This is a genomic window from Chroococcidiopsis sp., from assembly GCF_051657925.1.
Classification (GTDB): Bacteria; Cyanobacteriota; Cyanobacteriia; order Cyanobacteriales; family Chroococcidiopsidaceae; genus Chroococcidiopsis.
Genome location: NZ_JBOFLP010000046.1, coordinates 1 through 13,756, shown reverse-complemented (window position 1 = coordinate 13,756; position 13,756 = coordinate 1). Strand labels below are relative to the sequence as shown.

Sequence of the window (13,756 nt, the reverse complement as noted above, 5' to 3'; positions counted from 1 at the left end):
GCCTTGCCTTCTGCAACGACTAATCCAATTTCTGGCAACAGTTCTTCTCCGTCACCTAAAGCAATAAAATCAAAAAAATCAGCATAGGGTTCGGGGTTTGATGTTGCCGTCTGCCCGCCCGCAAAAATGAGTGGGTAATTGGTAATTGGTATTTGGTAATTGGTATTTGAGTGGCGAGTGGCGCGTGGTTTTTCTCCCTCAGCTCCCTCAGCTCTTTCACGCCAAGTCAGAGGAATACCAGCTAAATCCAACATTTCTAAAATATTGGTAGCTCCTAACTCGTAACTGAGGTTGAAGCCTAAAATATCAAATTCTGTTAACGATCTTCTCGATTCAACAGCAAATAAGGGCGTATGCGTCTCGCGTAGCTTTGCTGCCAGGTCGGGAGCTGGGAGGTAGGCGCGATCGCACATTTGGCGGGGCTGTGCATTCAAAATATTGTACAGAATGACGTGCCCTAGATTAGATGCACCAACTTCATACAACTCAGGATATGTCAGTACCCAGCGTACATCTGCCGATTGCCAATTCTTTCGTATAGCTCCCAGCTCGTTACCTAAGTAGCGAGCTGGACGTTGAATTTCAGCCGTTAGTAATGTTTCTACTGCAACTGCCACTTTACGCCTCTCGTGCCAATCCCTGATTTATCACTCTAAAGCTAGCATCAATCGGCGATCGCGTCTGGAAGAACAGTACTTGCTGCTGCGAAACATCAGACAGTCATATATCAAATAGTCATAAATTGTTCGCACCTAGCTTCACGCTAAGCTGCTGTAACCTCTACAGGTGTATCTAAAATTTCAAATACGCTATCTAGTTGAGTCAACTCAAAGATAATCCGAATTGAAGGTGCAACCGAGCAAAGGTGGAAACTTTTTCCGAGCGATTGCGCCACTCTCAATCCATGAACTAATACCATCAAACCGGCACTATCCATCGACTCTACTTGTTCTAGATTGACGACAACACGGTCGTGCGTTGCCTGTGTAACTTCTGCGGTCAGGTATCGCTGAAAGTCAGCGGCATTCGCTGCATTAAAGTGACCGTTAGGGCGAATTACTGTAGCTCTAGGAGCAGTCATTGTTTGCATCATTAACGCTTCCGTGCAAATTGGTGAAATCGAATTGGATTAAATTGAATAGGGTGAAATCGAAATTAAATGAAATCAAATGGGTCTATGATATGAGGTTTTTTTCCTTTTGTCTTGCTTTTTCTATTTGGCTCTTTGTTGCTTAAATCTTAAATATTTATTAAATCATTCATTGTGATTCCAAGCTACCAGCGTTCATTCTAAAAAAAAAGTATTTAACTATACCAACGAGAACATCTTCATCAATTATTTACATAGCATTCGATTGATTCAAATTAGAGAGTGAAATTCGTACCAATAGAACACCAGTCAGCGTAATTTTCCTACTGATTAACCAATTTCACGTGCAAAATAATCTTTTGCCAAGCGATCTCGTGCAGTAGGACTGACTTTTGCTGACTTTTTATTGAGGTCAATCTCTCGTGCATAGCCAGGTTAAATGATTTCTAGATTCTACGATACTGGCATGATACATCAACATCTACCAGATGGTAGAAACCGAGAAGAGCAAGCAGTTTGACTTGATTTTTCTAGTTTGTGTGACTGAGTATACAGTTGAGTTTAACTCATAGATAGATAGCTTGAGATCCATAATGGTCAATCGTCAGTAGATACTAGTTTAAAGGGTAAATCCCCGCGATCGAAAATCAAGACAATTTGTTCCTCAAATACATATTAATTTTTGATAATTTCGATCCTGAAACATCAGAATTATGAATGTTATTGACCGTAAAGATCGCATTCTGATAATTCGATCTGATTTGCAAAAGACTTATGCAGCAGCCGATCGCCAATTCTAAGCCATGAGAAATTAACGATAACAACCAAGTTCCCATCGATCGTTAGAAATTACTATAGATTGCATCAGAAATCCAAATGGAAATATTAGAAATTTTTGAGCAGCAGACAGCGAGTGGCAACCAGCGATCGGTTTTCAACAACCAACAACTGCCAACCGCTTCACTTCTCGTTGAGCAGCAAAGCCTGTTGAATGAATTGATGCAATCGTTTGAAGGCAACCGGATCGTTCTCTAATGGCGGTTCCCAAGCCGACAGTTGCATCAGCAACGGTATGACCTCAGTATCAATTGCAGGACGGAATAAAGAGGGAGGACAGAGAAGATCGGCTCCAGAACGGAGGTCTAGTAGTGTTGGTGAGATCGATAGCTGCTCATCGTCAAAAAATTCCACGAGTAGTAAAGGTCGAAACCACCCAATTTGGCGCGATTCCACTACTTGAATGACTTCAGCATATAGGTGAGTAGCTTGATGGGTTGTACAAACGATTTGTCGCGGTTGAAAGTCACATATAGAGTTCGTCACAGCTCGCCTCCAGTTCTTCAGCCATGTGCGATCGCTACGGTCGTTGGATATCGATGCTATAAATATTTAATAAGTTAATCAGTTTCAATCGAGATTTAAACCAAAAGTCGTTAGTCAGAACAAGAGGAGTAAGCAGTGTCCGTCGAAACCCTGGAGCAGCGTTCAACAGTTCGTAAACTCGCACCTCGGTATCGCGTGTTGCTTCATAATGATGACTTTAATCCTATGGAGCATGTGGTGCAGGTATTGATGCAGACTGTACCCAGCCTCACCCAACCACAAGCAGTAGATATTATGATGGAAGCCCATACAAATGGCATCGCTTTAGTCATTACCTGCGCTCAAGAACACGCCGAGTTTTACTGTGAAACCCTCAAAAATCATGGTTTGACCAGTACGATTGAGCCAGATGAGTAAATAGGAAGTCATAAGGAGTAAGTCGTAAGTGTAGAATCTCTTACCACTTACTACTCCCCACTCACTACTCACTACTTGCTAATTGTTAAAATTCAATTTTGCCAGAATAGCCCTCTACCCAGCCCCCTTGAGGCTGGTCATTTTTATCTTAGTACTGCTGCTACTATGGTTGCCTGTAGCTGCACCGATTCATTGGTGGGTGGATGATAAAAACTTAGTGAATATTCTCACCTTGCCGTTGCTGTATGGAATATTTACTATCCTGTTACGGCTGTGGGGAAAGTCTATCTATCGTCAGCCACGCGTGTTACAAGAATATGGTTTGGTTACAACTAGGCAGAATAGGCAGGAGCTACTGATAGGATTGGGGCTTGGGGTCGCTAGTGTTTTGAGTTTATTTTTGCTAGAAGGATGGTTGGGTTGGCTATGGTGGCGACAACCCTCTATTTTTTTATGGCGATTTGTCGTTGAAGGGTTAATCGTTGCTCTGGCTTATGGTTTTGCGGAAGAGTTACTTTTCCGGGGATGGCTGTTAGATGAGTTACAGCGAGATTACCATCCTCGGACAGCGCTCTGGACGAATGCTTGCATATTTGCCGCACTGCACTTTATTAAACCACTAGCAGAAATTCGTCGAACCCTGCTGCAATTTCCAGCTTTGGTGTTGTTAGGTTTAACTCTTGTATGGGCAAAACGCTGTGGCAAAGGTCGTTTGGGTTTACCAATTGGTCTTCATGCTGGGTTAATTTGGGGTTATTACGCAATTAATGTCGGGCAAATGGTGCAATATAACGATCGCGTCCCAGAATGGTTAACTGGTATCGATCGCAATCCTCTCGCTGGTGGAATGGGAATGTTGTTTTTAGGCGCGATCGCCTTAGGTGTGAGAAGATTTAGCCACAGATCGCGTTAATCGTTCTTCTCGTAGGCGCGAGCGCCTTGATATCCCTTTATAAAGTCCCAAGTTGTCCGGCATCAACCACGGCTTTTCTTTTGCTCGGCTCGTTGTCTTTTTTCTAATAAGCGTTGCTGAATTTCTTGACTAGCAAACAAGTTATTCACTTCGCGAAAAACTCGTTCGACGCGCTCATCATGTGTTGGTAAATTAAAGCAAGCTTGTAAATGTTGCTTTTGACTAGTCAGGATTCGAGGTTGTGGCGGGAATTCTGGAAACATAAGACGGCTCTGTATTTCTGTTTGAATACAGAATAAACATTACACCCAATAACAACATTGCCACTACCTCCATAAGAATAAGAGTTCCTCTACCTAAAGAGTAGTTAGAGATAGTAGAATTCCGACTTACGACTTACAAGCAAGCGCTTAATTCTGAATTCTTATCCTAGTCCTTAGTTTTTGGAAAATTGTTGTTGGCTGTCCGACTATGACCTCAAAATGAGCGCGCAAGCGGCGGGGAATGAGTAACAACAGGTAAGCCGCAATAAGTGTCATCACAGTTTGGCGCGGTGATTCTAGAACGATCCGCCAATAGGAAGCTATGGCTTGATGCATCAATTGAACCGCGATCGCATCGGACTTCCAGCGAATAGCACTCCGAGCTAAGTAACGTAGATGATAAGCTCTAATCACAGCCTCCCAATTCGGATCTAGTGGGGTTCCATAAGTACGAAGTTTGGCAATTAATTGTTCTCCTGCTGCCAATTGTCGATCTAATTGAGCTGAGAGTCCGCTAGAGTGAACGCGATATAAAGTTAAAGCTTCGGGAATTCCTTCAATTTGCCATTTGGTTTGCAATAAGATTCGCAACCACAGATCGACATCGCCGCCAGAATCACGAAATTGTTCGTCAAAGTAGCAGTCTAGCGTGTCGTGTCGGTTGTCTGAATATTGGCGGGGTGAAAATGCGATCGCGGCAAAGACTTCCCGTCTGACGACAGCAGCCGAACCGTTACCTACAGGATTACACCGCATTAGATATGAGGGGGTAATTCCCTTAAGTTTCGGTGTTTGATACGAGCCTAAAAATTTACCTGCTTCGTCAATAAAAGCAGAACGGCTGAAACTAACTCCAACTTCTGCGGAATTAGCGAGATGATTGACGTGATGCTCTAATTTATCCCGTCGCCATAAATCATCGCCATCGATAAATGCTAAATAATCTCCTAGTGCTTGCCGAATACCTGCGTTTCTCGCTCCTGGCAAGCCACTATTTTGTTGGCGGATAATTCTAATTCTTGAGTCGTTGAATTGCTGACAAATTTCTATACTCTTATCTGGAGAACCATCGTCAATTAGCAATACTTCAATATGATGGTATGTCTGTGATAAGACAGACTCTAATGTCGCAGCGATATATTTTTCGCTATTGTAAATTAAAACAATTACTGAAACTAATTTCATTCATTCAGCAATCCTAGATAAGGTTGGTTGACGGTTGATAGTAAACGCTACACTCCGTGAAGACAGTTATTAGTAGAAAGTGGCGAGTGGTGAGTGGTACGTGACTTCTTCTGACTTGTGACGTTTGACTTGTCTTGCTTCCTCAGCTTTCTTCTCCACCTTGCTTCTTGTGGCTCTCTCCTCACCTCTCATATGTTTATGAGTCTGACTTGATGCTAGAACCTTTTTCACTGCTTGAATGACATCTAATTCATCTTGGCGAGTCAACTTTGCAGAAAGCGGCAGACTTACTGTTTGCCGTCCAATTTGCCTTGCTTGAGGATAGTCTTCTGGTTGCCAACCAAATCTTTGCTGATAGTAATCGTGTTCTGGAATACTGAGATAATGTACGCCCACGCCAATGTTTTCTGCTGTCATAGCGTTGAGAAAAGTGTCGCGATCGCATCCAGTTTTTTTCTCGTCAATGAGTATCGGATAAAGATGATAGGCATGGCGAGTCTGGGTTTCTGGTTCGGTAGGAAGTACCAAGGGTAGATCGGCAAAAGCTCGGTTGTAGTGCTGCCAAATCTCTTGACGGCGCTGCCAGCGGGCTTCTACTTGCTTCAGTTGATGGATACCAAGGGCAGCTTGTAGATCCATCATGTTGTATTTGAAGCCGCTTTCCAGAACTTGATAGTGTTTGTATCCCTCTTCGCTAAACCGCTTCCAAGCATCTTTACTGATACCATGCAAGCTCAACGCTTTGATTCGGGTGGCATCTTCGGAGTTACGGGCTAAAATCATGCCACCTTCGCCCGTACAAATATTTTTGGTGGCATAGAAACTAAAACAGCCAAACTCACCAAAAGTACCTGCTTTTTTACCTTTATATTCTGTTTCAATCGCGTGAGCGCAGTCTTCAACGATCTTCAAGCCGTAGCGCGAGGCAAGATTGCATAAAGCATCCATATCACACGGTCTGCCTGCAAAGTGGACTGGTAGGATCGCCTTTGTTCTAGGGGTAATTTTTGCTTCGACTTGGACAGGATCGATATTCATCGTGACGGGATCGACATCTGCTAGCACGGGTGTCGCGCCCACATGAGTGATGGCGTTGACCGTGGCGCAAAACGTCAGAGGACTGGTAATGACTTCATCTCCTGGCTGCAAGGAAGCCGCTATTAGGCTCAAGTGTAGTGCTGCGCCACAGGAATTCACGGCGATCGCGTTGTCTGCTCCTTTATACACCCCAAAATCTCGCTCAAACTGAGCTACCTTAGGTCCTGTTCCCAACCAGCCACTTTTGAGAGTTGCGATCGCTTCTTCTATTTCTGCTGCTTCAATAACAGGCGCGCCAAATACCAGAAACTCTTCTTGAGAACGAATAGGAATGTTTGTCATTCAATTTCTTCCATTTCCCAGATGAAATGTGCTACTTGATTCCTGCCAATGAACGAATAAATCCTGCACGCATTAGCTATAGCTTTCTGTATCGAACCATGCTAAATAGGGATTGCTTTGTTCAGTAATTTGTTCGAGAAGTACTGCAATTCTAAAAATTTGAACAGAAGCCAGAAGTCAGGAGTCAGGAGAAATTGAGTTGGAGATTCAGACTCCTCCTCATATTTGTGCCACCAAATCAAAGATTTGGTGGGGGTCAAATAAGCGCGACTGTCATCCGCCAGTCGCATAAAAGCCATTCTGTCTTCTGGCTCCTGACTCCTGACTCCTTGTTTGATAATCAAGTCTGGTCAGGCGATCGCCCATCTGAAAAATGCTGCTCGCAACCTTTATTAATTTTTTTATAAATATAAATTTGTACTAGCAGCCATACCAAGGCTACAGTGCCTATACTGAAATCGTCAATACGTAATTAGTAATTAGTAATAGTTAGTTATCGGTTACTATTCACTCGTTACTGATAACTGGTCACTAGTCGCTAGTCACTGTTTCACCACGGTTCCCAATAGGCAAGCACCAGTCAAATTCACTCCAGCAAGATTAGTTCCTTCTAACTCCGCACACAGAAGGTTAGCACCTGAAAGGTTAGCACCTGCTAAATTTGCTCCCCGCAAGTCGGCTTCTTCTAAATTGGCTTCATTTAACAACGCGCCCTGTAAATCTGCCTGAGTCAGATTAGCTCCTTGTAAATTTGCATTAGAAAAATTGACACCCCGTAAATCTGCTCCTCTGAGATCTGCGCCCTGCAAGTTAGCACTCATCAGGTTTGCGCCACTCAAAAATGCTCCCGCGATCGCGCTTTGGGCTAGTTTCGCGCCCATCAAATTTGCGCCTCGGAGGTTACTACCTCGCAGATCGGCACTCGTCATGTCAGCCTGCATCAAATTGGCTCCCAAAAAGTTAGCCCGCAAATCTGCACCGTACAGCTTGCTACCGAGTAGGTTAGCGCCTTCCAGACGCGATCGTTCTAACTTAGAGCCAGAAAAATCGGTTCCGACTAAGTTAGCCCCGGCCAAATTCATTTCCGCCAGATCTAACCCTGCGAAATCTTCATCTTCTAAATTGGCTCCTGGTAATTGCTTAATTTTTCCTTCTCTAATTGCTGCAATAGAATCAGTCATATTCAGTTATCAGTTATCAGTTGTCAGTTGTCAGGGAGCAGGGAGTAGGGAGCAGGGGAAAGAGAGCTGAGGAAGCAATTCCAGCCACCAGCCACTAGCCACCCACCACTCCCGACTTCCGACTTCCGAATTCGGAATTCTCTTCAATTAGCCACATGCCACTGCTAATTTTTGTGGGGGAGACGGGTAGGATTAAACCCTGTTGCATCCCCCGCACGAGGAGTTCTAAGGTGTCTACAAGTTTTGGTTCCCAGACTTTGCCCCGATCTTGCTGACATCGATCGAACGCAGTTGATAGGGCTTCCTCTCTTGTATGAGATTGGGATAGATGAGTAAAACGCTGCTGAAAATCTGCCACTAAGCCTAAAATTCGTGACTCTAACGGGATTGTTTCCCCAATCAAACCAGCTGGCTGTCCGCTACCATCCCAATGTTCTGAGAGATGGTTGATAATTTGGGCGATCGCGCTCAGGCGAGGCATGGTACGCAAAACTTGAGCGGCTGGGATGAGAGGGCAACTGGGGGCTTCGCCATACTGCACGTTGACCGATTGGGCGGCAATGCGATGGAGTAGACTGGCTAGGCGCAGGCGTTTGACCTGCCAAGCGGGAAGATTGAGTAATTGCCCCATAATTTCGGCGATCGCGGCGACTTCTGCGGCTGCGAGGGGGTTGCCCGTATCGGCAAGATCGATCAGTTGTCCTAAGCGGAGGAAGGCTTGTAATTCGTTGGAAACTAAATTGCTATCTAATACCTGGTGATGTTCTATCTGCTTGATGCTATATTCGCTGGTTTGGAGGTAATCGACCACGCGAGTAACGATTGTATTCAAATCGTCCGGTTCTACTTGGGAAGTCTCTTGAGCAATCGCCTGGACGTGAGATTTGAGGTGTTGCGCGAGTTCGGGGTTGTAACTGTTAATCTGGGCGATCGCTAGCTCGATTGTTTTCTCTACCCTAGCTGGCTCAAACGTCCAAAAACCGTAAAATTTACGCTCTAAATCGATTGTTGGTCTGCCCCCGACTCCGTAATCCGCCTCAGATAACTCTTGACACAGCACCATTGCTGTATAACTGGGGGCAAGAACGATCAAATGCCACTCTTGCGCCACTGGATCTTCGGGGTTTAACGCCACTAAGTCTACATTTGGTAATTTGCTGGTAGGATGGTCGGCAAAGCCCGTTTCTGGAGCTGCCATAATCACCACATGGCGAGATTTTTGCGCTAAATCGTGGTAGCGTTCTGCTTCTTGCAGATACCACTTACCCCGTTGAAAAGCCGTAATGACTAACGGCTGGCTACCAGAAACCAAAATGCAGTCTTCTAGGGCATGACACAGGGCAACCAAGGTATTTTTGTAATAGACACCCAGGTTGAGGGGTCGATTCGTGTTTTCGAGTGCTGATTTGAGCTGTTGTAAGATGGAGCCTTTTAGCATGATTGGTCAGTTATCAGTTGTCATTCGTCATTCGTCATTCGTCATGTGTCATTTGCAAGAGTAATTTTGACTTTTGACTTTTGACTTTTCGATCGTTACGCCGTTACAAGTTGTTTTTTGTCAGTGGTTGTAATAGGAGCGGAAAGAGCTTCTTCGAGGGGGGCGCAGCCGAGACGTTCCTCTAAGATTTTCATCACTTCGCGTCCGAAGTCGTTGGGGTTTTGTCGCCATGCTTGCAGGCAAACTTCACCAAAGAAGGAACCGAGGGGTTCGGGGTTCCACAATAATTTTTGTACCGTCCAAGGTTTGAGGTTCATCGGATCGTAGTCTGGTTTGAGTACGCCGTTTTTGAAGGCATACTCTTCTAAGTGGGTATGGGGTTGGAGTCCGATAAAGAAAATGGCTGGTTCGACTTTATCAGCGCCGAAGATCCGTTCGAGTTCGCGGTGGTAGGCGATCGTTTGGCGAATGGTTTCGGGGCGTTCGTCAATGACGTTGAAGGAGTAATTGACGGAGACAAGATCGTTAAAACCTGCTGCTTTTAAGTCACGGCAGTTTTCCAACACCGTGCGCAGGTTATAGCCCATCCGCATTTTGCGCACGAGTTCCTGAGAACCGCTGGTGATGCCGATCTCGAAGTAATTCATCCCCGTTTTTACCATTAAATCGCATAGTTCGGGGGTGAGGTTGTCGGCGCGGATGTATGCTGCCCAGTGGATATCAGTCATGCCTGAATCAACGATCTTTTGCAGCAGTTCGATCGCATCATCGATGAATCTCCGTGCTGGGATAAACTGGGCATCGGTAAACCAGAAATTCCGAATGCCGCGATCGTAAAGTTGCCGCATTTCGGCTACGACTTCATCGGCGGGATTGATCCGTACCTGTTTGCCTTCCACTACGGTGTAAATGCAGTAGCAGCAATTATGAGGACAGCCGCGCTTTGTTTGCACGCCAATATAAAAGTCGGAGGACTGTAGATAGTAGGGGAATTCCGCCCAAATCTTTTCAATATAGTCGTAGTTACAAGCAGATTTTTCTAGCGGTGTTGGCGCTTCGTGGATTAGGCGATCGCGTGGTTGAGTTTCGCCAACAACGTAGCAGCGTTCGTTGCTAAAATCTTCGCCTCGCAACAATTTTTCTAGCAGTGTTTCTCCTTCTCCGACAGAAACAACCGTTCCCTGGGGCAAATTATGCTGCAACTGCTCGTAAAATACACTGACTGCACCCCCACCAACTACGGCACGGGCATTTGGTTGGTGTTTCTGAGCGCGTTTTAGCCCGCGTTTAATCAGTCCTTGGTTACGCCAAAGTTCTTTGTAATAAGAAACTGCCAATCGCAGCAATCCGGTTGCACCTCGAAATTTGACTAACGGATTGAAGGCGTAGAAAAACTCAAAGGAATGTTGCAGGGGATTACCACCCCTACCACCTACTGGGGCATAAATCTGAATATCTCGCCACGAGAATACTAAAAGTGTCGGCTGAAATTCGTCGATACAAGCATCTAAGGCAGAATTAAAGTCGAGTGGCGGGACTGTCCCTAAGTCGAAAATTCGCTGTTCGATTTCGGGAAAAAGCTTGTGAACGTGATCTGCCAAGTAAACAACCCCAATCGGAAATATAGGGTTGCACGGAAGGCGAACGTAGAGAATGCGGTTTTCCATCTCGATCGTTTGAAGTTAGAGTTTACCAGGGTTCGAGTAGCAGCGCTGCTGAGTGAAGCTGAGTCAACTCTTGTCTAGATAGCTTCCAAGCTAGGCCTCAGTCACGAGCCTAAGCGCCCCTATTAAAGAGATTTCTGAAAATTATTTTCATATAACTTTACGATAACATCGAGCTTGTCTTAGTGGTAGGTCGATCGGAGATAATGAGTTGTCGTGGCTAGAGGCGATCGCTGCCCGATATGACGCGATCGCCTCTAGGATCGCTGGATTTGCGTTACCTCAGCATGAGTTTCCCTCAATTGCCGCTCGGGAATAAGTTGGTATTTTGCCCTAACGCACAAATCATTTACAGTCAACCGATTTTGTTCGGTTAAATGCAAAAATCAAATCAAAAATTTATCAGACAATTGGTTGCTAAATCGGAAAGCCAATAAGTTTAACTTCTATCAACTCCTATCTATAGATAGAGGCGACAACAAATTCGAGCTAAGTTATCAGTTGGTAGTAGGAGTTACAACACTCGGGGATCGCTAAGTGTTAGCTTATATGTGTAATCAAATAAGAGCGGCTTTCATGCCCTTAGCTGTTATGGCTCAAATCTTAGATTCCTTACCACCCGAACAGTCCGACCGACTTCTTTGCTGCTATGTAAACGCAACTAGTAAGATTCAAATTGCTCGGATATCAAATATCCCTAATTGGTATTTTGAACGAGTTGTGTTTCCAGGTCAACGCCTTGTATTTGAAGCGCCACCTAAAGCGACACTAGAAATTCACACGGGCATGATGGCGAGTGCTATTTTGTCAGATAATATTCCTTGCGAACGCTTGTGCTTGCTAGAAGAAAGCAAAGCAGAAGCACAAATGGATCGTCCAGCAGCGCGATCGGTAGAACAAAAAGATAAACCAAGCCAAAGAAATTTTAAATCCCCTCTTTTAACGACTATTGATTAGATAATCGGTTTAACTAACATTGGAGTCGCTAACATTAGCGGCTCTATTTTAATAAATTAAAAAATCAACAAATTCTACCGGAAGGAAGAAAGTAAACCGAGCGATCGCTACATTTAGTAAGCTATTACTAGAAATAGAATTGCTGCGATTGTATTGGGTCTAAAGTAAATTGGATTTACCTTCTTTTTTGTGGTTGTGGAAAATAGCAGCCTGGTCGATGGGTCTGTCGCTACTAGCTTATCTGCTGTTGACCGTAACAGGCTGGCAGATGTTCCAGGCAAGAACAAATTTTCATCCCAGACCTAGTTGGCTGCATTTGCTGCACTATAGTATTGGTGGCAGCATGGTTTTGCTAGTGCTGCTGCTATTAGCAATTGGTGTTGTCGGTACGCTGGGTCATTTTGGTTCCCTCGGTCATTCCCAACACTTGACGGCAGGGCTAATCGTGGTAGCATTAACCCTAATATCGGCAGTTAGTGCAACTTTAATCAGTCCTAAGCGTCAGTGGGCGAGATCGCTCCACGTAGGCGCGAATGCAGTTTTATTCCTTGGTTTTCTCTGGGTATCCCTCACGGGTTGGGTGGTGGTACAAAAGTATTTGCCATAGAAATTGTAGAGACGTTACATGTAACGTCTCTACACAAAATGTAGATCGATTATTGCCCTTGTAAGAAAGCTTCTATCGCCTCATTCACAAGTTGAGTCATCGGTTTACCTTGACTCTCAGCAGTAGCTTTCAGCTTCGCGTAGACTGGTTCGCGTAAAGTGATACGACGACGGGCTTTTGCCGCAGTCGCTGCATTAGCAGCTGCTTCCTGTTCGCCATTGCCATCATCTTGCAAGGCGATTTCTGGTTCCAGTGCGCCTTGAAACTCGTATTTGGAGGTAAACTCTCGTAAAGAGTCAAAGCCAATGCGATCGCAAAAATCGCCGAAGCTTTCATTAGGTTGCCGCGATTGTTTGAAGTAAACCAGCAATGGTTCTAATTCTGCCTCCAGGTTATCGAGAGGCAACTTCTCTATGTACACTTGCGCCAGCCTCGTTTGGTTAGCATCTGCACCCAACCATAGTTGATACGTGCTAGGACCATTGCCGACAAACCCTAGTTCTGCCATATAGGGTCTAGCACAACCGTTAGGACACCCCGTCATCCGCACGACGAAATGTTCTTGTCCTAAGCCCAAGCGATTTAATAACACTTCAATTCGCTGGAGGACGCTTGGCATGATCCGTTCCGACTCAGTTGTCGCCAAGCCGCATGTAGGCAAAGCCGGACAAGCCATAGAGTATCTAACCAACTGGCTAATGGCGTTGGGGTCAGGTTCTACACCGTGAGTTGCGAGTAGATTTGCGATCGCCTGCTTTTGTTCTGGGGCGATATCGCACAAAATAACATTATGGTGGGGTGTCAGTCGCATTGATAAGTTGTACTGCTGCACGATTTCCCGTAAAGCAGTCCTCAACCGAAACGATCCTTCATCCTTGATTCGACCGTTTTCGACCGAAATCCCCAAAAATAACTTCCCATCACCCTGTTCGTGCCAGCCGAGGAAATCTTCATATTTCCACTCTGGTAGAGGCTTGGAAGCTTCTAAAGGCTTACCCAAATACTTTTCTACCATCGACCGGAATTTATCTACACCCCAGTCATGTATCAGATATTTTAAGCGGGCGTGGCGACGGTCGGTGCGATCGCCATAATCGCGTTGAGTCGCTACAATTGCTTTGACGGCATCGTATACATCGGCTTTGGCTACATAACCAATCGGGTCGGCTAGTCGGGCAAAAGTTTCTTCTTTTCCGTGTGTCCGTCCTAAGCCACCACCAGCGTAGATGTTAAATCCTTCTACTTCTTGCTTGTCATTGGTTATGACTACCAAAGTTAAATCTTGAGAAAACAAATCTACGGAGTTATCACCAGGAACAGTGACGCTGCACTTAAACT

Annotated in this window: 13 protein-coding genes and 1 pseudogene; 4 read left to right on the top strand and 10 right to left on the bottom strand. The window is 45.1% G+C overall.

Features of this window, described 5'->3' with window-relative positions:
* The 3 genes and pseudogenes from ACRC32_RS03335 to ACRC32_RS03325 form a co-directional block, all read right to left on the bottom strand.
* A pseudogene (locus ACRC32_RS03335) lies at positions 1 to 617 on the bottom strand (B12-binding domain-containing radical SAM protein); the annotation flags it as partial.
* 146 nt (positions 618 to 763) lie between these two features.
* The gene (locus ACRC32_RS03330) at positions 764 to 1,093 is read right to left on the bottom strand and encodes an STAS domain-containing protein (RefSeq protein WP_438552636.1); all 330 of its coding nucleotides are present in this window, start codon (positions 1,091 to 1,093) and stop codon (positions 764 to 766) included.
* Positions 1,094 to 2,050: 957 nt separating this feature from the next.
* Entirely contained in the window at positions 2,051 to 2,413 is a 363-nt protein-coding gene (locus tag ACRC32_RS03325; protein WP_438552635.1) for a hypothetical protein, read from the bottom strand.
* 135 nt (positions 2,414 to 2,548) lie between these two features.
* Between ACRC32_RS03325 and clpS the strand changes: the two genes are divergently transcribed.
* Both clpS and ACRC32_RS03315 read left to right on the top strand, forming a co-directional pair.
* Complete coding sequence (gene clpS, locus ACRC32_RS03320) at positions 2,549 to 2,830, top strand: ATP-dependent Clp protease adapter ClpS (RefSeq protein ID WP_015156315.1); 282 nt, start codon at positions 2,549 to 2,551, stop codon at positions 2,828 to 2,830.
* A gap of 127 nt (positions 2,831 to 2,957) precedes the next feature.
* On the top strand, positions 2,958 to 3,743 hold the full coding sequence (locus ACRC32_RS03315; RefSeq protein WP_438552634.1) for a lysostaphin resistance A-like protein: 786 nt from the start codon (positions 2,958 to 2,960) through the stop codon (positions 3,741 to 3,743).
* A 62-nt stretch (positions 3,744 to 3,805) separates the two neighbouring features.
* Here ACRC32_RS03315 and ACRC32_RS03310 read toward each other — a convergent pair whose 3' ends face one another.
* The 6 genes from ACRC32_RS03310 to ACRC32_RS03285 form a co-directional block, all read right to left on the bottom strand.
* Positions 3,806 to 4,006 carry a hypothetical protein gene (locus ACRC32_RS03310; protein ID WP_317108872.1) on the bottom strand — a complete coding sequence of 67 codons (201 nt, stop codon included), beginning with the start codon at positions 4,004 to 4,006 and terminating at the stop codon, positions 3,806 to 3,808.
* A gap of 147 nt (positions 4,007 to 4,153) precedes the next feature.
* Positions 4,154 to 5,191: a glycosyltransferase family 2 protein gene (locus ACRC32_RS03305; protein WP_438552633.1), complete on the bottom strand. Its 1,038-nt coding sequence runs from the start codon at positions 5,189 to 5,191 to the stop codon at positions 4,154 to 4,156.
* Between the two features lie 69 nt (positions 5,192 to 5,260).
* Positions 5,261 to 6,571 (bottom strand): DegT/DnrJ/EryC1/StrS family aminotransferase, encoded by a 1,311-nt coding sequence (locus tag ACRC32_RS03300; RefSeq protein ID WP_438552632.1) that lies wholly within the window; start codon positions 6,569 to 6,571, stop codon positions 5,261 to 5,263.
* A 542-nt stretch (positions 6,572 to 7,113) separates the two neighbouring features.
* Positions 7,114 to 7,752 carry a pentapeptide repeat-containing protein gene (locus ACRC32_RS03295; RefSeq protein WP_438552631.1) on the bottom strand — a complete coding sequence of 213 codons (639 nt, stop codon included), beginning with the start codon at positions 7,750 to 7,752 and terminating at the stop codon, positions 7,114 to 7,116.
* Between the two features lie 94 nt (positions 7,753 to 7,846).
* Positions 7,847 to 9,190 carry a DICT sensory domain-containing protein gene (locus ACRC32_RS03290; RefSeq protein WP_438552630.1) on the bottom strand — a complete coding sequence of 448 codons (1,344 nt, stop codon included), beginning with the start codon at positions 9,188 to 9,190 and terminating at the stop codon, positions 7,847 to 7,849.
* Between the two features lie 95 nt (positions 9,191 to 9,285).
* Positions 9,286 to 10,857, bottom strand: coding sequence for a photosystem II high light acclimation radical SAM protein (locus tag ACRC32_RS03285; protein ID WP_438552629.1), 1,572 nt, complete (start codon positions 10,855 to 10,857; stop codon positions 9,286 to 9,288).
* A 588-nt stretch (positions 10,858 to 11,445) separates the two neighbouring features.
* On the opposite strand from ACRC32_RS03285, the gene ACRC32_RS03280 reads away from it, so the two are divergent.
* Together ACRC32_RS03280 and ACRC32_RS03275 are read left to right on the top strand one after the other, a co-directional pair.
* Positions 11,446 to 11,811 carry a DUF1830 domain-containing protein gene (locus ACRC32_RS03280; RefSeq protein ID WP_052289924.1) on the top strand — a complete coding sequence of 122 codons (366 nt, stop codon included), beginning with the start codon at positions 11,446 to 11,448 and terminating at the stop codon, positions 11,809 to 11,811.
* Positions 11,812 to 11,980: 169 nt separating this feature from the next.
* On the top strand, positions 11,981 to 12,418 hold the full coding sequence (locus tag ACRC32_RS03275; protein ID WP_041462580.1) for a DUF4079 domain-containing protein: 438 nt from the start codon (positions 11,981 to 11,983) through the stop codon (positions 12,416 to 12,418).
* Positions 12,419 to 12,467: 49 nt separating this feature from the next.
* Here ACRC32_RS03275 and ACRC32_RS03270 read toward each other — a convergent pair.
* On the bottom strand, positions 12,468 to 13,756 hold a 1,289-nt coding region (locus ACRC32_RS03270; protein WP_438552628.1), incomplete at its 5' end, for an NADPH-dependent assimilatory sulfite reductase hemoprotein subunit.

Bases quoted from the DNA above. Each gene is read 5' to 3' on its own strand.
- ACRC32_RS03330 (WP_438552636.1), bottom strand. From the start codon at position 1,093: ATGATGCAAACAATGACTGCTCCTAGAGCTACAGTAATTCGCCCTAAC.
- ACRC32_RS03300 (WP_438552632.1), bottom strand. From the start codon at position 6,571: ATGACAAACATTCCTATTCGTTCTCAAGAAGAGTTTCTGGTATTTGGC.
- ACRC32_RS03280 (WP_052289924.1), top strand. From the start codon at position 11,446: ATGGCTCAAATCTTAGATTCCTTACCACCCGAACAGTCCGACCGACTT.
- ACRC32_RS03285 (WP_438552629.1), bottom strand. From the start codon at position 10,857: ATGGAAAACCGCATTCTCTACGTTCGCCTTCCGTGCAACCCTATATTT.
- ACRC32_RS03305 (WP_438552633.1), bottom strand. From the start codon at position 5,191: ATGAAATTAGTTTCAGTAATTGTTTTAATTTACAATAGCGAAAAATAT.
- ACRC32_RS03290 (WP_438552630.1), bottom strand. From the start codon at position 9,190: ATGCTAAAAGGCTCCATCTTACAACAGCTCAAATCAGCACTCGAAAAC.
- ACRC32_RS03310 (WP_317108872.1), bottom strand. From the start codon at position 4,006: ATGTTTCCAGAATTCCCGCCACAACCTCGAATCCTGACTAGTCAAAAG.
- ACRC32_RS03295 (WP_438552631.1), bottom strand. From the start codon at position 7,752: ATGACTGATTCTATTGCAGCAATTAGAGAAGGAAAAATTAAGCAATTA.